Raw genomic sequence first — 17,476 nt, 5'->3', positions numbered from 1 at the left:
GTGCAGCAACTCTCCCGCCCAGGCGGGGGTTCGTTAAGCGGCCGAGCCGCGCGCCGGCAGCGAAGCGTCGATCGCCGCCATGAACTCCCGGAAATTGACCGGCTTGGGTAAGACCCGGCATACGCCCGCCTCGGCCGCGGGACCGGCGATCTCGGCAAGCCTGGAGCCGGTCACCATTACGACCGGGAGATCGGGATACCGCTGTCTCACCCTGGCCGCCAGCTCGACGCCGGTCATCTCCGGCATCTCAAAGTCGGTGATCAGCATGCCGAATCGGTCCTGCGCCATCATTTCCAGCGCCCTGGCCCCGTCCGAGGTCGCCGCGACGTCGAATCCGCAGGATTCCAGCATGGTGCTGAGGATGGTGAGGGTGAGGTGGTCGTCGTCGACGAGGAGGATGTCTCTTCTGTTCATTTCAAAGCTCCTGGTGCAGCGTGTTCGATGCCACGCCCGAAAGAGGCGTTAGCTGTGGCAGGCATACCCGCAAGGCATCCCGGATGGCCTGCGCGGGCTGGCCGGCCGGTCTGCGGACCGCGTCGGCCACCCTGTGCGGCTTCCCCAATGCGACCAGCGTGCCAGAGCGGTGAAGTGGGCGTTTACCGGGAGGCGCCGCCCTCCCCGCCGGCAAAATTCCCATATGATGAAATTTCCGTTTAAAAATATGGGAAGCCGGAACGATGTCCGATATTTGGTAAAACATCGCCTGCGGCCCCCCCTTCCGGGACCGGCCGTCGGAGGGCATCCGGCCGCTGGGACATCCGGTGCCTGAAAATTAAAAAGGGTGAGGCGCCGACGGCACCCCACCCTTCAATCAATCTCCCCTGCCGAGCGGCATCGCCGCCCACGCTCCCTCGTTCTTCTCACCCCCCATGGTTCTTTCCCATCGGGCTCGGGCCCGTTTCGATATATCGGAACGCCCTCGAAAATTACCAAATGACGGATGGCCATTTTCCAAATGGTGTAATTCCACCCCGCTAACGACTCCCCCTCTCCCCGTCGGCCCTGGCAATCGTGCGGTGGCACGGTAGTGGCAAAAGGGAGCCAGCAGTTCCGCGGGAATGGACGCGCCTCCTTCCGGCGGAGAGTGAGGCAAGGTGTCATCCGGTGATCGCGCCGCGTGGTCCGGCAACCCTTGAGGCGGCGGGCCGGCGGCTTTCGATCGCCACGGGTGACCCCGGCCGGCCAAAGGTCGCACCGCAGCGCCGGCAGAGACGGATAGTCAAGGAAGGAAAGGTATGACATGAAAAGGTTGCTAAGTATGTTCTTAGGTGGTCTCATGCTCCTGCCGGTCGTGGCCAGGGGCGAAGAGAGCGGTTACGGCTACCCCATCGCCAGTTCCTACAGCGCCACCATCCTCGGTACTCCCCACAAGCTCAGGGCAACGGTCGCCGGCAAAGTCCCCATCGAGGACCTGGTGCTGGCGTCGGACCAAGCGAAACCGGACGTCTTTTTTTACGATCGGGGGCTTCGCTACACGGCGGCCTTCCAGGACCACAAGGCGCCCCTGGTGTTCCTCATCGCAGGAACCGGTGGCAGCAGCAGGTCCGGGAAGATCGTCACCCTCACCCAAAATCTCTACCAGGCAGGCTTCCACGTCATCGCGCTCCCCTCCCCGACCTTCCCCAACTTCATCATCAACGCCTCCTCGACCCATGTCCCCGGCCATCTCGTCGGAGACGCCGCCGACCTCTACCGGGCCATGGCCGCCATCTGGGGCCAATGGCGGGGAAAGGTGGAGGTCTCGGGATTCTATCTCTCCGGATACAGCCTGGGGGGGACCGAAGCGGCCTTCGTCGGCAAGCTCGACGAGGAGCAAAAGCTCTTCGATTTTAGGAAGGTGCTGATGATCAACCCGGCGGTCAGCCTCTACCACTCGGTGGCGCGCATCGAGGCGCTCTTGGACCGCATCCCCGGAGGCCCCCGCAGGATCGGCGCTTTCTTCAACCGCGCCATGGACAAGTTCACCGCCTTCTACCACAAGGGGGATCACGTCGCCATCGACGACGATTTTCTCTTCGAGGCCTACCAGGCCCAGCTCTTCAACCGGGACGAGGAGGGTGGGCTCATCGCGGTCTCCTTCCGCATCGGCTCCGCCGCCATGATCTTCACCTCCGACGTGATGACCAACGGCGGCTACGTGGTCCCCAAGAACAAGGTCCTGCAGCACAGCGACCCGTTGCACGACTACTTCTGGACCTCCCTGCACCTCTCCTTCCTCGACTACTTCAACGAGTACTTCTATCCCTACTTCCAGAGGAAGGATCCGGGGCTCACCAAGGAGAAACTCATGGAATCTCTCTCCCTCAAGAGCATCGAAGGGTACCTCGCCGGCTGCGACAAGGTTGCCGTCATCACCAACGAGGACGACTTCATCCTGGCCCCCGGCGAGCTCGACTACCTGCGCCGGGTTTTCGGCCCGCGGCTCACGGTCTATCCCCGCGGCGGCCATCTCGGCAATCTCGAATACCGGGACAACATGGCGCAGGTGATAGCCACCCTGCGTTCGGCGAAACGATAGGAGGACCCCATGTTGCGCGTCACGCTCCGTATCTGCCTCACCTCGCTGCTCCTTTTGCTCACCGCCTGCGCGGCCTCCAACCCGCGGCTTTCCCGGGAACTTAGGCCCATGCACACGGTGGAGGAGTTCGACGGCGACGAAAGCGTCGACCACGCGGACGACCCGTGGGAAAGCTTCAACCGCAGCATGTACAAGTTCAACTACGAGGCGGACCGCTACGTCTTGCTCCCCGTGGTCAAGGGGTACGAGACCGTGGTCCCCCGCCCGGTCCGCAAAGGCATCGGCAACTTCTTCTCCAACGTCGGCGAAATAAGGACCCTCTACAACTGCATCCTCCAGGCCAAGGCGAAGAAATCCCTGGTGACCCTGGGTCGGTTCGTGACCAACTCGACCATCGGCATCGGCGGGCTCTTCGACCCGGCCACCGCCTTCGGCATGAGGCGCCAGAGCGAGACCTTCGACAGCACGCTGGCCGCCTGGGGAGTGGGAAACGGTCCCTACCTGGTGCTCCCGGTGCTCGGGCCCAACACGCTCCGCAGCAGCGGAGGGTTCGCGGTCGACGCAGGGATACGCCTGGCCGTGGTGACCGCCATCGACCCCTTTGGGGGGACCGGCGCCGCGACCCCCATCGCGTCGGGGACCAGCGGGCTGGAGGTGGTCAACATGCGCTACGGCGAACGGTTCCGCTACTACGACAGCGATTATCCGTTCGAATACTACATGGTCCGCTATCTCTTCAGCCAGCATCGCGACCTGGAGCTACCCAGGTAATGGGGGGTGCGAAGGGGGGGGCGGGGGGTAACAGGGGCTTCTGCCGGCGATGGTGCTGCTCGCCAGCCGGGGTGCGTTTTTCCTGACCGGCAGACGGCATCCCGCCTTACGCGCGATCCCGCTTCCGGTAAACGATCCCGAGCTTGTCCAGCCGCGCGCGCAGGGTGTTGGGCTTCATTCCCAACATCTCCGCCGCCGCTCCCGGGCCGTTGATCCTGCCACCGGCCATCTCCAGCACCGATTTGAAATGGGCCGCCATCGCGTCGTCGGCTTTCAGGGCGTTCGGCATCCCCGGCTCGACGGCCGCCGCCGGTAACGGCTCCCTCTCCGGCACCCGCTCCTGCTGGGGGAGCAGGGCGTCGAAGGTCAGCACCCCGCCGCGGTGCAGGATCAGCTCCCGCTCCACCAGGTTCTCAAGCTCGCGGACGTTGCCGGGCCAGCCGTACTCGGTGAGGCGCAAAAGCGCCCCCGGCGCTATGGAGGGGGGGATGGCGATGCCGAGCTCCCGGCTCTTCACCGAGACGAAGTGACGGGTGAGGGCCGGGATGTCCTCCCGGCGCTGCCTGACCGGCGGCACCAGGATCGGGAAGCTGGAGAGCCGGTACCAGAGGTCCTCCCGGAAGGTCCCTTCGGCGATCATGCTCTGGAGGTTGCGATGGGTGGCCGCGATGACCCTGATGTCGACCGGAATCGGGCGCTTCCCCCCTACCCGCTCGATTTCGTGGTTCTGCAGCACGCGCAAAAGCCGCACCTGGGCCGCCGGCGGGAGCTCCCCCACCTCGTCCAGGAAGATGGTTCCCCCGTGGGCCCGTTCGAAGCGTCCCCGGTTGTCCCCTACCGCCCCGGTGAAAGCCCCCTTCTCGTGGCCGAAGAGCTCGCTGTCGATCAGGTTTTCCGGGAGCGCGCCGCAGTTCACCTTGATGAAGGGACCGTCCCGGCGGGTGGAGGAGAAATGGATGGCGTTGGCGATCATCTCCTTCCCGGTGCCGGTCTCCCCGAGCAAAAGCACGGTGGTGTTCATGGGGGCCACCTGGCGCACCATCTCCATCACGTTTCTCAACCCGCTGTTGCCGCCGATGATCTCGTCGGGGGTTCCCGGATAGAGTTCCCGGTTCAAGAAGCGCTTGTCGTCCATCAAAACCGCCTGGTAACGGAGTACCTCCTCGTGGGCCAGCGCGTTGGCCAGCGCGATCGCGCACGGCTTGGAGATCGAGGCCAGCAGCTCGAGGTCCTCCTCGGTGTAGATCCCCTCCCCCGGCGCCCGCAGAATCAGCCCGCCCACGAACTCCCCCCTCACCCTGAGCGGAACCACCACGTCGGTCTGCCCCTGCCCCTGCGACTTGGTCGAGGCGGGGAAGCTCCGGAAGACGGGATCGTCCCAATCGATCACGAAGGGGGCCGTGAAGTTGCGGGCGACGATCTTCTCCATGGTCCCTTCCGGCAGGGGGAGGATCTCGTCGGGAAGCACCGTCCCCTTCCGGGAGGCGTGGGCAATACGCCGGACGGCGCCCAGCCGCTGGTCGATCACGAACAGGCTCAAAAGGTCCAGCGTCATGTGCTCGCGCAGGAAATCGAAGGCGCTCTCCAGCGCCTCCTTGATGTCCAGGCTGCTGAAGATCCTCAGGGTCATCTCCCGGGCGAACTGGTCGCCGGCGGCCGCCCCCCAACCGGATATCGACCCGCCCCCGTCTTCGTTTTTCCCGTCTTTGCGCACCACCGTCACCTCTCTCCCTCGAATTACCAGATTTGGAGTTTATGCCCAATACTACCATATTTTGCAATCCAGAATTGCGTAATTTTGGAATAAGACCGACCACCTGTCATGCAACTACCGGGTTTTACATGATTTATCCGGAGTGGCACGCCTGTCGCACTAGTACTCACGGATCATCACTAAGGAGGAACTATGGCGAAGCTCCTGTACGTCACCTGCAACGTCGCTTCACCGGAAAGATCGCGGACCCTTTCCCTTGGCAACGAATTCCTGGAGAGCTACCTCCGCCATAACCGCGACGACGAGGTGCACATCCTCGACCTGTACCGCGACCACATCCCCCGGGTGGACGTCGACGTGCTGATCGCGTTGGAACAGCTCGCCCGGGGGGAGGAAAACCTCCAGCTTACCGACGAGGAGCGGCGAAAGCTCACCCGGCTCTGGAGGCTGGCCGAGCAGTTCGCCCGCTGCGACAAGTACGTCTTCGTAACCCACAGCCTCAACCTCTGGCTCCCGGCTGAATTCAAGATGTACGTGGACGCCATCTGCGTCCCCGGCTGCACCTACCGGGTCACCGTCCACGGCGCGGAATCCATCGTCCCCGCCGTACCCCGCAAGTCGCTCCACGTGCATGCCAACCCGCCCTTCAGGGTGGGACGCGAGGTGGACGGCAGCGTCCCCTACCTTCGCTCCGTACTCAATTTCTTCGGGGTCTCCCCCCAGGAAACGGTGCTACTGCGGGGCGACCGCCCCGACGATGGGGACCGGCAGGAATACGAGGCGGCACGGCGCGATCTCTCGCAACTGGCCCGCCGCTTTTAGGGGGAAGAGATGGGATACGTGGTCGGGATAACCATCCTCCTCTGGCTGGTGGCGGCGGCGGTCGCGCTCAGCCGCCGGAGAGGGGGCGAGAAAATGAAAGACGACATCGAGGAGTAGGCCGCTTTCAACGGCGAAACCAGCATTAAAAGAAAAGGAGTAGTGACAATGGAAGGTAGATACCCATTCGTGAAGCTTGCGTCCCTGTCGCTTTTGGGGATTTCGTTGGCGGCCTGCGGCGGGGAGCCGCAGAAAAAAGAAACGGCGGAAACCGTCCCGGTGACGGTGGGAAGGGTCAGGCAGGTCCAGGAGAGGGAGACCGTGGCGGTAAGCGGCACCGTCTCCTCCCCCAACGCCCCCGCCAACGCCTCCTTTCTGGTGTCCGGCAAGGTGGTGTTCGTGGGCCCCCGGGAGGGGGATTTCGTTAAAAAGGGCGAGGTGCTCGCCCGCATCGACCCCACCGACTTCGCCCTCTCGATGAAGGGGGCCGCCGCCCAGGCGGCCAGCGCCAAGGCGGCCTTCGCGAAGGCCCGGAGCTCGGTCCGCCCCGAGGAGTTGGAGCAGGCCCGCATCGCCTTCGACCGGGCCGAGGACGAGTATCGCAGGATGAAGATCCTCTACGACGCCAGAAGCCTCGCCCCCAACGACTTCCACAAGTACCAGGCGGCCTACGAGTCGGCCCGGCAGCGCTACGATGAGGCCAAGCAGGGCGCCCAGCGCGAGGACAAGGACCTCGCCCTGGCCTCCTTCGACCAGGCCGACGCCCACCTGGCGGTGGCCCGCAAGGCCCTCTCCGATTCGGTACTGCGCGCACCCGCCGACGGCTACATCGCGAAGCGGATGATCGAGCCGGGGGAAACAGCGGCCCCGGGCCGCCCGGTCTTCGAGATCGTCCAGATGGACCCGGTGGAGGTGAGCGTCGGGGTGCCGGAGACCGACGTCCACCTGGTGAGGATCGGCCAGCAGGCCCAAGTCACGGTACCCGCCCTCCCCAGGAGAACCTTCGAGGGGAAGGTGCGGGTGGTCAACGTCTCAGCCGACCCCAACACGCGGACCTACATGGCGAGGATCGTGCTCCCCAACCGGGACCGCGCCCTCAGGATCGGGATGGTGGCCGAGGCGTCCATCCGCGGCGACAAGCAGGTCGCTTTAGTGACGCTGCCGGGCGATGCAGTGGTCCGCGACCCGCAGGGGGCCACCCAGGTCTACGTCTACTACCCAGACCAGAAACGGGTCTACGCGAAAAGAGTCGAGGTGGGGGCGATGGCGGACAAGAACGTCGCCATCAAGAGCGGCCTCTCCGGCGATGAGCTGATCGTAGTGGCCGGCCAGGGGAGGCTCAGAAACGGCCTGACGGTAACCGCAACCGAACAGCAGGCCGCCCGCTAACGGCGGCCAACAGGAAGGCTCACCATGAACCCGATAAAGTTTTCGCTCAAATATCCCGTCGTCACCCTGATCCTCACCTTCATGGTGGTCGCGGTCGGCGTCCATGCCTTCTTGAAGATGCAGCGGACCGAGGACCCCACCATCACCATCAGGACCGGGCTGGTGGCCGCCATGTATCCGGGCGCCACCTCCGAGCAGGTGGAGAAGCAGGTCACCAAGACCCTCGAGAAGCACATCTTCAAGTTCCCCGAGGTGCGCAAGGAGAAGACCTACTCGACCAGCCGTCCCGGCGTCGTCATCATCAACGTAGAACTCGAAGACAGCGTCAAGAACGCCGACGTCTTTTGGGCCAAGCTCCGCCACGAGCTTAACGTGGTGAAGGCCACCGAGCTCCCTGCCGGCGTCATGGGGCCGGTGGTGGACTCCGACTTCGGCGACACGGTCGCCATGCTGGTCGCCGTCCACGGTAAGCGCTACGGATACCGCGAATTGAGGGACTACGCCGACAAGATCCACGACGAGATGCGCACCGTGCGCGACGTAGGGAAGCTCGTCACCTACGGCAACCAGTCGGAAGAGATCTGGATCACCGGCTCCCTGGAGCGGGTCGCCCAGTACTTCGCCGATCCGCGCCAGATCGCGAGCGCCCTCAAGAACCGCAACGTCATCCAAAACACGGGAAACTTCGAGGCGGAACAGGCCAAGATCCCGATGAGGACCACGGGAATCTTCAACACCGAGACCGAGGTGGGGAACGTGCTGGTCGACGTCTCCAAGGACGGCCACCCGGTCTATATCAAGGATTTCGCCAAGGTCGAGCGGCGCTACCAGGACCCGAACTTCCTGGTGCGCTACGACGGCGACCCCTGCCTGCTGTTGTCGGTCGAGATGCAGAAGGGAAAGAACATCGTCGAGCTCGGCGAGCAGTTGGACAAGGTCTTCAAACGCCTCAAGGTGCTCCTCCCCCCCGACGTCAAACTGGACCTGGTCGCCAACCAGCCGGGGGTGGTCAAGGACCGGGTCGAGAAGCTCTCCCACGAGTTCCTCTTGGCCATCGTCTCGGTGGTGCTGGTCACCATCGTGCTCCTTCCTTTGCGGGTCGCCCTGATCGCCGCCCTGGCCATCCCGATCACCCTCTGCGGGACCCTGGCCGCCATGGACACCCTCGGCATCGCGCTGCACCAGGTCTCCATCGCCGCCCTCATCATGGTGCTCGGCATCGTGGTGGACGACGCCATCGTCATCGCGGACAACTTCGTCGAGCTCCTCGACCACAAGGTCCCCAAGAGCGAGGCAGCCTGGCGGTGCGCAAGCGACGTGCTGGTGCCGGTCTTGACCGCCACGGTGACCATCATCGCCTCCTTCCTCCCGCTCTTGATCCTGACCGGCTCGGTGGGCGAATTCATCATGGCGCTCCCCATCACGGTGGCCATCGCCCTGGCGGTCTCCTTCGTGGTGGCAGTCCTTTTGACCCCGATCCTCTGCCGCTTCTTCATCAAGAAGGGGCTCCACGACCACGACGCCCACCCGGAAAACGGGAAGAAGAAGCGGAGCCTGCTCGACATCTTGCAGGACAAGTACGGGGTCTGGATCACCGTCTTCATGAACCGCAAATACCTCGCCTACACCCTGGGCGGCTGCGCCTTCCTCTTCGGCGTCCTCCTCTTCTCGCAGGTGCCGCAGCAGTTCTTCCCCTCGGCAGAACGCAACCAGTTCGTAGTGGACGTATGGATGCCGCAGGGGACCCGCATCGAAGCGACCGACGCCGTGATGGGGAGGATCGAGAACGCCCTTAAATCCCGCAAGGGGGTCGCCCACTACGCCACCTTCGTCGGCCAGAGCGCGCCCCGCTTCTACTACAACGTCAACCCCCAGCAGCCCGACGGCGCCTACGGGCAGTTCATCGTCAACACCGCTTCGGTGGAGGACACCGAGCGCCTGGTGAAGGAGCTTAGGCCGCAGCTCGCGAGCGTCGCCCCCGAGGCGATGGTGATCGTGAAAGAGCTCCAGCAGGGAGCCCAGATGGAGGCGCCCATCGAGGTGAGGATCTCCGGCGACGACATCTCCGAACTGAAGGCGCTCGGCGACAAGGTACAGGGCATCCTGGAGAGCGTCCCCTACTCCCAATACGTGTACCGCGATTACTTCAACGACTCCTACATGGTGGACGTAAAGGTGAAGGACGAGCTCGCCAACCGCCTCGGGATCACCGAGGCCTCGGTATCGCAGACCCTCTCCGGCGCCTTCGACGGCGCGGCGGTCAGCACCTTCTGGGAAGGGGACCGGCCGGTGAACATCAAGTTCCGCCTGGACGCCGCCTCCCGCTCTACCTTCGGCGACATCGGCAACACCTACCTCAATTCCGACCTGACCCGCGCCCGGGTGCCGCTGAGGGCGGTGGCCTCCCTGGAGCCCGAATGGCAGACCAGCAGGATCGTGCGCCGAAACGGCGTCCGCACCCTGACCGTCCGCGCCTTCGTCAAACCGGGGCACTACGCATCCCAGCTTCTGGAAAAGGCCGGCCCGCAGATAAAGGCGCTCCCCCTGCCGTCGGGGTACCGGATCGACTACGGCGGCGAACAGCAGAACCAGGGCGAGACCTTCCCGCAGATGCTGACCGCGCTCGCCATAAGCCTGGTGGCCATCTTCCTGATCCTTCTGGTGCAGTTCAGGAGGATCTCCGAGCCGCTGGTGGTGATGGCCTCCATCCCGCTCACCCTCTTCGGGGCCATCTTCGGGCTCATCGTCACCCACAATCCCTTCGGCTTCACCGCCTTCATGGGGCTTATCAGCCTCTGCGGGATCGTTGTCAGAAACGGCATCATCCTGGTGGACTACTGCAACGAGCGCGTGGCCGAGGGGGCCACCCTGGAAGACGCCGCCCGCGAAGCCGGCGCGAGAAGGCTGCGCCCGATCTTCTTGACCACCATGGCCGCCGCGGTCGGGGTCACCCCCATGATCCTGTCGGGATCGAGCCTCTGGAGCCCGCTCGCCTCGGTAATCGCCTTCGGCCTCATCTTCTCGATGTTCTTCACCCTGCTGGTGGTCCCGGTCCTTTTCGTGGCCGTCAAGTCCCGCACCTTGAAGGTCCCCAAAGAGGGGGCGGTGGCGGCCCTGGTCCTTCTGGCCCTGGTGGCGGGGGGACGCGAGGCGAACGCCGAGCCCCTCAAGAAGGAGCTCACCGTCTCGCAGGCGGTGGAGCTCGCCCTCAAGCAGAACGCGCTCTTGGGGATCGCCCGCGCACGGGTGTCCGAAGGGGAGCAGAGAATCGTTTCGGCCAGATCCCAGTACTTCCCGCAGCTCTCCAACAACACGAAGTACATGGCGGTTTCCGACCGGCAGCTCTTAAGCATACCGGCGGGCAGCCTCGGCAACATCGCGGGAAGCCCCTTCCCCAACACCGACGCGAAGATCAAGCAGAGCTCGTCCACCATCCTCTACACGGAGACCACGCTCGGGCAGCCGACCACCCAGCTTTTGAAGATCCACGAGGCGAACGAGATCGCCAAGGCGGACCGCGGCATCGCGGCGGCCGACCTGAAGAGGTCGGAGAACGAGACCGTCCTGGCGGTGTACCAGCTCTACTTCTCGCTGTTGGTGGCCAACAGGGAGCGGGAAGCCGCCCGCGCCTCGCTCGACGCCGCCAACGCGAACCTCAAGGAGAGCGAAGACGCGGTCTCGGCCGGCAACGCCCTCGACGTCGCCCTGATCGGCGCCAAGGCCAACCTGGTCCAGAGCAAGGAGGCGCTCCTCGCGTCGGAGACCCGCATCGCGGACCTCACCTCCGAGCTGGACGACCTCTTGGGGCTCCCCGGCGACACCGTTATCGTGGTGAGCGAGGCGGGGCTTCCCGATTTCGCCACCCCGCCCAGGGAGTCTTCGCAGGACGACGTACGGGCCTTGAACGGCGAGCTTCAGGCGGCCCTGGAAACGGTGGAGAAATCGCGCCATGCCGTGCGCGCCGCCCGTTTCGAATACATCCCCGACGTCACCATCTTCGCCCGCCACGGCTACCAGGACGGCGCCCCCTTCCTCCCGTCCAACATGGGGATCTTCGGAGTGGAGGCGACCTGGAACATCTTCGACTGGGGGAAACGGCGCGGGGAGATCGGCCAGAGAAACGCCCAGCTCACCCAGGCGGAGGAAAACCTGGCCAGGATCGACAACCGCCTGAAGATCGACCTCGACAAGGCCTACCGGCGGATGGAGCGGGCGGGAATGATGGTCGAGGTGACCCGGGAGGCGCTCTCCCTTTGCCGGGAGCAGGTGCGTTTGAACGACAACCGGGTGAAGGCCGGTGCGGTCACCGCCGCCAAGCAGGCCGAAGCGGTGGCCGCCCTCAGGAAGGCCGAGATGGACGACCTGCGCGCCAATCTCGACCTGCGTCTCGCCGCCGCCGAGCTCGACCGCATCAGGGGCGTCCTCGCCTCCAACCGCTAGCACAGCACCTCCCGGTGACCTCCCCCCAAGGTCCCCGGGGGGGAGAGGGTGAGGATGGGGTACTCCTGCCCCCATCCTCACCCCACCCCTCCCCTTGAAGAGGAGGGTGAAGCCGGCGGTGCTGATACTCGCGGCCGATTAATACCAGCGGTAACGAAAAGGAGCAGTCATGGGCAACTACAGGCACCCCGGCGGGGGGAATTGGCAGAAGGGATGGCTGGGCGTCAACGAGGAAAGCCTGGTCGCCCTGGTGAGGTCCTCTCCTCTGGGGATCGTCGCCTTCGACCTGGACGGGAGGATCCTCCTCTGGAACCAAGCGGCCGAGGCCATCACCGGGTGGCACGAGGTAGAGGTGCTCGGCCTCCCGGTCACCGCCCTGGCGGACGACAACTGGGAGGAGCACGAGGCGATCAGGAAACGCACGATGAACCGGGAGGTCTTCCACTCCCTGCCGCTGCAGGCCACCACCAAGGAGGGGCGCAAGATCGTGATCAGCTACTCCTCGGCTCCCGTCTTCGATGGCGACAACCGGGTGGTGGCCACCATGGCCATAATCTACGACATCTCGGAGAAGATGCGGCTGGAGGGGGACCTCGAGGAGAGCCTGGCCAAGATGAACCGGATTCTCGACGAGACCGTGCAGTCGCTGAGCTTTGCGGTGGAGAAGCGCGACCCCTATACTGCGGGGCACCAGCAGCGGGTAGCCCAACTCGCCTGTGCCCTGGCGCGGGAGATCGGGGGGGAGGCCGAGCAACGGCTGAAAGGGATCTGGACCGCCGCCATCCTCCACGACGTGGGGAAGATATACGTCCCCGCGGAGATCCTTACCAGGCCGGGGGAGCTCTCCGCCATCGAGAGCGAGTTGGTGAAAAGCCACGCCGAGATCGGCTACCAGATCCTGCAGAACATCGAGTTCCACTGGCCGGTCCCCCTCATGGTCCGGCAGCATCACGAGCGGCTGGACGGTAGCGGCTACCCCGCCGGGCTCAGGGGGGACGAAATCATCTTCGGCGCCCGCATCCTGGCGGTCGCCGACGTGGTGGAGGCCACCTCTCCCCACCGCCCCTACCGCCCCGGCCGGGGAACGGAAAAGGCCCTGGACGAGATACGCCAGGGGCGGGGTACGGCATACGACGAAGTGGTGGTGGACGCCTGTCTCAGGCTCTACCGGCAGGGGTTTGCCTTCTCAGCGGAGAGGATTGCCGCCTGGGAAGGAATTGGCGGGAGCTGGGGCGGGCTTCGGGCGCCGGACACGGTAAAGGAGGTCGGGTGATGGAAGCGGAAGGTGCTGATCTTATATGAGCAATAAAATGAAACTGTTTGCCGATCCCGCGCGGGCCCGCTCCTACTTGAGGACACTGGGGGAACGCTTCGAAAACCCCGTGGAGATGGCCGCTTTCTTCGCCGCTTGCGACCAGGCCCAGGCCGCCTTGGTGTATGCCGTCGCCGAAGAGTTGCTTCCCGCCAGCGACCTGCAGGGCCGCCCTCAAGGGGAGCTCGAGCTGGAACTGATCAAAGAAGAGCTGAAGCTGGTGCTGGCGAAGCTCCTCACGCGAGGATCGCCCCCTCACGAGTAGTGCCCCATCGGGGCATGAGCCGGGGAGTTTCCCTCCCCCTGTCCCCTCCTCCAGGGGAGGGGAAGCTCCCCGGCCACTTTGTTTTGGCAAAGGGAGAACCGCTCTCCCGGAAAGGAAAGGGTATCGCAGCCGGGGGACCATCCCCGCCATGCGCGAGGAGATCACCACCAGCACCTGCACTCCCTGGCTTTCTGCACCAAGGGCGATAAGGCCCATTGTGCCGGGGTAAGATCGCTTCGGTTAGTTACACCGAAACTTGAGAAACCGACCGGTGACAAGAAGGTCGGTGCATGTTGAAGCGAAGATGGTTTTTCAGGCACCAGCATGTGCCGCCGCGGGGGGAGGTGAGAAGGTAACAGCTTCTGGATGAACAGATACAAACATAAAAAGCCCTGATCTCTCAGGGCTTTTGGGCAAGGCTTATTTCTTTAAGCATTCTAATGGTGCCGGAGGTCGGGGTCGAACCGACACGGGGTTGCCCCCGCTGGATTTTGAGTCCAGTGCGTCTACCAATTTCACCACTCCGGCGTTGAGTGTCCGGGGAGTATATCGGATGCCTCATTTGAGGTCAAGGAGGAAATGAGGCTGCTAATGTTTTCATTACCCGCTCCGGAGGCCAACCACCTGAAACCGCGCCCAAAGCGGCTCTACGGACATGGCGACAACCGGCGAGGATAAAAAAATTGCGGAAGGCGCAGAAAAAAAGTGTTGACTGAGAAGCGACGCTTTGCTATAAGTTGGACTCCTTCGATGGGGGGCTGTAGCTCAGTTGGGAGAGCGCTTGAATGGCATTCAAGAGGTCGTCAGTTCGATCCTGATCAGCTCCACCAAAACTAAATCAAGGGATAGGGTAACGACCTATCCTTTTTTTTGCGCCCGCCGGGACTACTCATACACCGGCGTTGGCATCTGACACTACCCGGACTATTCCTGGTTCTGTCCGCACCAAATTAAGTAGTACCCTCGATGGGGCTGTAGCTCAGTTGGGAGAGCGCTTGAATGGCATTCAAGAGGTCGTCAGTTCGATCCTGATCAGCTCCACCAAAAACAAAAACAAGGGATAGGGTTAACGCCTTATCCCTTTTTTTGCGTCCAACATCCGCCGATTCCTGCGCCGGCTCGTCACCCCGCCTTCTCCCCTCCCCCTTTTGCGGGAGGCAGGGTGAAGTAGAAGGTCGCCCCCTCCCCGGGAGCCCCCTCGGCACAGACCCTCCCGCCGTGCCGGCGAATGATCTTGTCTACCGTCGCCAGACCGATACCGAAACCGGCCTTGCTCTCGGCCCCGGGAAGCCTCCTGAAGGGGGAGAAGAGTTGTCCCGAGAGGGCCATGTCGAACCCTTGCCCATTGTCCCTGACGAAGAAGAGCTCGTCCCCGGCTCGCCGCTCGCTGCCGAACTCGACTACCGCCAGGTCCTTTTGGGCAGTGTATTTGTAGGCGTTACCGAGCAAATTTTCCAGCACCGAGCGGAGCAGGTTGGAATCGCAGTCGGCCACCAGGCCGGAGGCGATCCTGAAGTCGACCCGGCGGGAGGCATCCAGCAGCCCCATGTCAGCGGCCACCTCCCGGGCCAATTCGCTCAGGTTTACCCGCTCCCGCTTGACCTCGCTGTGTCCCGAGCGTGAAAAGGCCAGCAGGGAGCCGATCAGTTGGTTCATGGCGAGCACCTTGTCCCGCGCCACCTTTAGGAACCTCCGGCAGTCGTCATCCATCCCCGCCCCGCAGACCATTTCGATTGCCTGGCAACTGGTGCTGATCGTGTTGAGCGGCTGGCGCAGGTCATGGGAAACCATCCGGTTGAATGCTTCCAGCTCCTGGTTGACCTCTTCAAGCTCCCTGACCCTCGTTGCCAGGTCCTGGTTGAGGGCGTTGATCTGCTGCTCCATCTGCTTGCGTGCGGTTATGTCCCGCAGGGTAAGCACCGCCAGCATGTTCTTTCCTTCCCGGTCGGCCACCGGGGTGCCGCTGTAGTTGCCAATCCACTCTTTCCCGCAGTGCCGGCAGCTCACCCAGAGCTGGTAATCGACGAAACGTTCTCCCCTCAAGGCCCGAGACAGGGGCCATTGATCGAGGGGGACCGGGTTGCGCCGAAGATCGAACAGCTGGAAGCGGGAGGGGAACTCGGAAAGATGGCGGCGAATGTCCACCACGCTCTCGAACTCGTGAAGCGCCAGGGCCTCCCGGTTCATGGTGAGAAGGTTCCCTTCCATGTCCGAGATGATGACCCCTTCGGTGATCCCTTCCAGCACGGCCTCCAGTTGCAAAAGCGCACGTTCGACCTCGGCCTCGAGCCGCCTGGTGTCGGTCATGTCGAAGGCGAGCCCCCCCACCAACTCGAGACGCCCGTCAGGGCCCGGGATGGGAAACTTACTCACCATGAGGTAACGCTCCCCCTCCCCTGCCGGACGCACCACTTCGAAGGGGGTGTCGCTGACCCCTTTTTCCAGTACTACGCGATCGCTCTCCCTGAACTGGGCAGCCAAGGGGGGAGGGAACACCTCTTCCCCCACCTTGCCGATGAGATCCTCGACGGAAACCGTGAAGAGGCTTCCCATGTGACGGTTGGCAAAGACGTAGCGCCCCTCGGTATCCTTCATCCAGGCGGCGGCGGGAAGGTTGTCCATGAAGGCGCCGAAGAGCTGCTGGCTCGCATGCAGCGAGTCCAAGGTCGTCTTGAGCTCCCGGTTGAGCTCACCCACCTCGCGACTTCTCGCCAGCACCTCGGACGCCGCCCTGTCGAGCCCCCCTTCCGGGGCCGATGCCGCCGATCCCGGCGCCGCTTCGTTCTTGACCACGAATTCGGTGACATCCTGGACCCGATGAATGATCCAGGCGACGTCGCCACGACTCCCCAGCACCGGGGCGTTGATGGGACTCCAGAAACGGACCAGGTGGCCGCCCCCTTCCGATGCGGGGGGCTCGATGTCATACCTGGTGATCGGCATGGTATCCGGGCGCCGGGTCTGAATGACCCGCCGCAGGGAGGCGATGAGATCGGCCAACCCGGTCCCCTCCCCTCCCTCGTCGTCACGGAAGACGTCGTGAATACCGAGGCCGGCGATCTCCTCCCGTAAGGTCAAGGTGGCTTTCAGGTAGGCCTCGTTGACCGCAACGATGACGAACTCGCGGTCGAGGACCAGGCAGGGGTCGGGCACGGCTTCAAACAGGGCACGAAAATCAGGAGGAGCCGGCGGCTCCCGGCGTCCCCGCAGGGAAATGTCGCGCAGCTTTCGTATCCGGTCGGGACGGATCATCGGACACCTCACGGGCCGGCCGCAGGAACCACGGCACGGCGAAGTCCACCTCTTCATTCTACACATTTCGGCCCCATGAGACATCCCCCCCTTATCGCTCCCATGAAGACCACCGCCCGGGGCTGCGAAGCGCTTTTTGTGGGGGGGATGTACCTACCCCTGCCGACTCATCACACGTGGGCCACGAAGGTCGCAGTCGGGGAGATCAGCTAAGGGAGCCCCCCCTCTCCCTCCGGGAGAGGGCCAAGGTGAGGGAAGGTTCGCGAGGGTCGGGCAAAGTGGGGATCGTAACGGACCAAGCTGGAGACTGGGGGAAGGGAAAGAAAAAGACCCGCCCCGATTATCCCGGGCGGGTCCTGAAAATGGAAGGTGGGCTAGTTGACGGCCTTGACCTGGGCGGCCCTGGCCTTCGCTTTACGCTTTGGCCCCCTGGCGCTCGCCACCACCGTCTTACTCCGCGGCTTACGGGCCACCATGGACATCTTCATCTTCCGGATCTCTTTTTTCACGTTGGTCATGTCGCGATTGAGACCGAGCACGTTCAACCGGAGGTTGGTGATCTGGATGGCCAGCTGCTCGTTGCTCGGTACGTAGGGAGCGGACTGCGGCGGGGGCGGAACCATCCGCGAAGTATCGGAGCGACCGTAGGTATAGCTGACCGGCGGCCTGGTCGAGGAAGTCCTCGAGCCGCCGTTGGCGGTCACGTCATCCTTACCCGCCCCCTGAAGGGAGGAGGGTTTGGGGAGCTGCGATTTCGAGTTGATATCCTGCTCGGAGGGGGTGAGATCGGTATCTACTTTGGTGGCGTCCGGCCTTCCGAAAGACAGAGAGAGTCCCCCATCGGCATGGACGGGAACTGCGTAAAGGGCAAGGGCTAGGACGGCAACGAGCAGGGTACGAATCTTATGTCTCATTCTGACTCCTGTGAAGATTATTGGTGCCGGTCAGGGCAGAGGGATGCTGAGAAGGGAGCCTGATTATATTGGTTGGCGCTCA

The 17,476-nt window shown here is 63.7% G+C and carries 11 protein-coding genes and 3 tRNA genes; 9 read left to right on the top strand and 5 right to left on the bottom strand.

All coding sequences use genetic code 11. From position 1 onward, the window contains the following. Positions 1 to 33: 33 nt before the first annotated feature. Positions 34 to 414, bottom strand: coding sequence for a response regulator (locus tag ACYVL5_RS03925; RefSeq protein WP_460594249.1), 381 nt, complete (start codon positions 412 to 414; stop codon positions 34 to 36). 826 nt (positions 415 to 1,240) lie between these two features. Between ACYVL5_RS03925 and ACYVL5_RS03920 the strand changes: the two genes are divergently transcribed. Next, entirely contained in the window at positions 1,241 to 2,518 is a 1,278-nt protein-coding gene (locus ACYVL5_RS03920; protein ID WP_460594248.1) for an alpha/beta fold hydrolase family protein, read from the top strand. Positions 2,519 to 2,527: 9 nt separating this feature from the next. Then, positions 2,528 to 3,289, top strand: coding sequence for an MlaA family lipoprotein (locus ACYVL5_RS03915; protein WP_460594247.1), 762 nt, complete (start codon positions 2,528 to 2,530; stop codon positions 3,287 to 3,289). 106 nt (positions 3,290 to 3,395) lie between these two features. Here ACYVL5_RS03915 and ACYVL5_RS03910 read toward each other — a convergent pair whose 3' ends face one another. Beyond that, positions 3,396 to 5,006 carry a sigma 54-interacting transcriptional regulator gene (locus tag ACYVL5_RS03910; RefSeq protein ID WP_460594246.1) on the bottom strand — a complete coding sequence of 537 codons (1,611 nt, stop codon included), beginning with the start codon at positions 5,004 to 5,006 and terminating at the stop codon, positions 3,396 to 3,398. Between the two features lie 189 nt (positions 5,007 to 5,195). Between ACYVL5_RS03910 and ACYVL5_RS03905 the strand changes: the two genes are divergently transcribed. The 5 genes from ACYVL5_RS03905 (at position 5,196) to ACYVL5_RS03885 (ending at position 13,228) form a co-directional block, all read left to right on the top strand. Next, complete coding sequence (locus ACYVL5_RS03905) at positions 5,196 to 5,825, top strand: NAD(P)H-dependent oxidoreductase (RefSeq protein WP_460594245.1); 630 nt, start codon at positions 5,196 to 5,198, stop codon at positions 5,823 to 5,825. Positions 5,826 to 5,990: 165 nt separating this feature from the next. After that, positions 5,991 to 7,211 carry an efflux RND transporter periplasmic adaptor subunit gene (locus ACYVL5_RS03900; protein WP_460594244.1) on the top strand — a complete coding sequence of 407 codons (1,221 nt, stop codon included), beginning with the start codon at positions 5,991 to 5,993 and terminating at the stop codon, positions 7,209 to 7,211. Between the two features lie 24 nt (positions 7,212 to 7,235). After that, positions 7,236 to 11,651 carry an efflux RND transporter permease subunit gene (locus ACYVL5_RS03895; RefSeq protein ID WP_460594243.1) on the top strand — a complete coding sequence of 1,472 codons (4,416 nt, stop codon included), beginning with the start codon at positions 7,236 to 7,238 and terminating at the stop codon, positions 11,649 to 11,651. A 169-nt stretch (positions 11,652 to 11,820) separates the two neighbouring features. Then, positions 11,821 to 12,924 carry an HD domain-containing phosphohydrolase gene (locus ACYVL5_RS03890; protein ID WP_460594242.1) on the top strand — a complete coding sequence of 368 codons (1,104 nt, stop codon included), beginning with the start codon at positions 11,821 to 11,823 and terminating at the stop codon, positions 12,922 to 12,924. A 37-nt stretch (positions 12,925 to 12,961) separates the two neighbouring features. Continuing rightward, on the top strand, positions 12,962 to 13,228 hold the full coding sequence (locus ACYVL5_RS03885) for a hypothetical protein (RefSeq protein ID WP_460594241.1): 267 nt from the start codon (positions 12,962 to 12,964) through the stop codon (positions 13,226 to 13,228). A gap of 441 nt (positions 13,229 to 13,669) precedes the next feature. Here ACYVL5_RS03885 and ACYVL5_RS03880 read toward each other — a convergent pair. Further along, positions 13,670 to 13,756, bottom strand: a tRNA-Leu gene (locus tag ACYVL5_RS03880). Between the two features lie 226 nt (positions 13,757 to 13,982). Between ACYVL5_RS03880 and ACYVL5_RS03875 the strand changes: the two genes are divergently transcribed. Then, a tRNA-Ala gene (locus tag ACYVL5_RS03875) sits at positions 13,983 to 14,058 on the top strand. 138 nt (positions 14,059 to 14,196) lie between these two features. Further along, positions 14,197 to 14,272 (top strand) — tRNA-Ala (locus ACYVL5_RS03870). Between the two features lie 78 nt (positions 14,273 to 14,350). Here ACYVL5_RS03870 and ACYVL5_RS03865 read toward each other — a convergent pair. Further along, a complete protein-coding gene (locus ACYVL5_RS03865; RefSeq protein ID WP_460594240.1) occupies positions 14,351 to 16,480 on the bottom strand; it encodes a PAS domain-containing sensor histidine kinase in 2,130 nt (709 codons plus the stop codon). A gap of 374 nt (positions 16,481 to 16,854) precedes the next feature. Then, positions 16,855 to 17,394, bottom strand: a complete 540-nt coding sequence (locus tag ACYVL5_RS03860; RefSeq protein ID WP_460594239.1) for a hypothetical protein — start codon at positions 17,392 to 17,394, stop codon at positions 16,855 to 16,857. Positions 17,395 to 17,476: the final 82 nt, after the last annotated feature.

The organism is Geomonas sp. Red276, from assembly GCF_054784495.1.
This window is presented reverse-complemented; position numbering and strand designations above follow the sequence as displayed.

Bases quoted from the DNA above. Each gene is read 5' to 3' on its own strand.
- ACYVL5_RS03925 (WP_460594249.1), bottom strand. From the start codon at position 414: ATGAACAGAAGAGACATCCTCCTCGTCGACGACGACCACCTCACCCTC.
- ACYVL5_RS03920 (WP_460594248.1), top strand. From the start codon at position 1,241: ATGAAAAGGTTGCTAAGTATGTTCTTAGGTGGTCTCATGCTCCTGCCG.
- ACYVL5_RS03915 (WP_460594247.1), top strand. From the start codon at position 2,528: ATGTTGCGCGTCACGCTCCGTATCTGCCTCACCTCGCTGCTCCTTTTG.
- ACYVL5_RS03905 (WP_460594245.1), top strand. From the start codon at position 5,196: ATGGCGAAGCTCCTGTACGTCACCTGCAACGTCGCTTCACCGGAAAGA.
- ACYVL5_RS03900 (WP_460594244.1), top strand. From the start codon at position 5,991: ATGGAAGGTAGATACCCATTCGTGAAGCTTGCGTCCCTGTCGCTTTTG.
- ACYVL5_RS03895 (WP_460594243.1), top strand. From the start codon at position 7,236: ATGAACCCGATAAAGTTTTCGCTCAAATATCCCGTCGTCACCCTGATC.
- ACYVL5_RS03890 (WP_460594242.1), top strand. From the start codon at position 11,821: ATGGGCAACTACAGGCACCCCGGCGGGGGGAATTGGCAGAAGGGATGG.
- ACYVL5_RS03885 (WP_460594241.1), top strand. From the start codon at position 12,962: ATGAAACTGTTTGCCGATCCCGCGCGGGCCCGCTCCTACTTGAGGACA.
- ACYVL5_RS03865 (WP_460594240.1), bottom strand. From the start codon at position 16,480: ATGATCCGTCCCGACCGGATACGAAAGCTGCGCGACATTTCCCTGCGG.
- ACYVL5_RS03860 (WP_460594239.1), bottom strand. From the start codon at position 17,394: ATGAGACATAAGATTCGTACCCTGCTCGTTGCCGTCCTAGCCCTTGCC.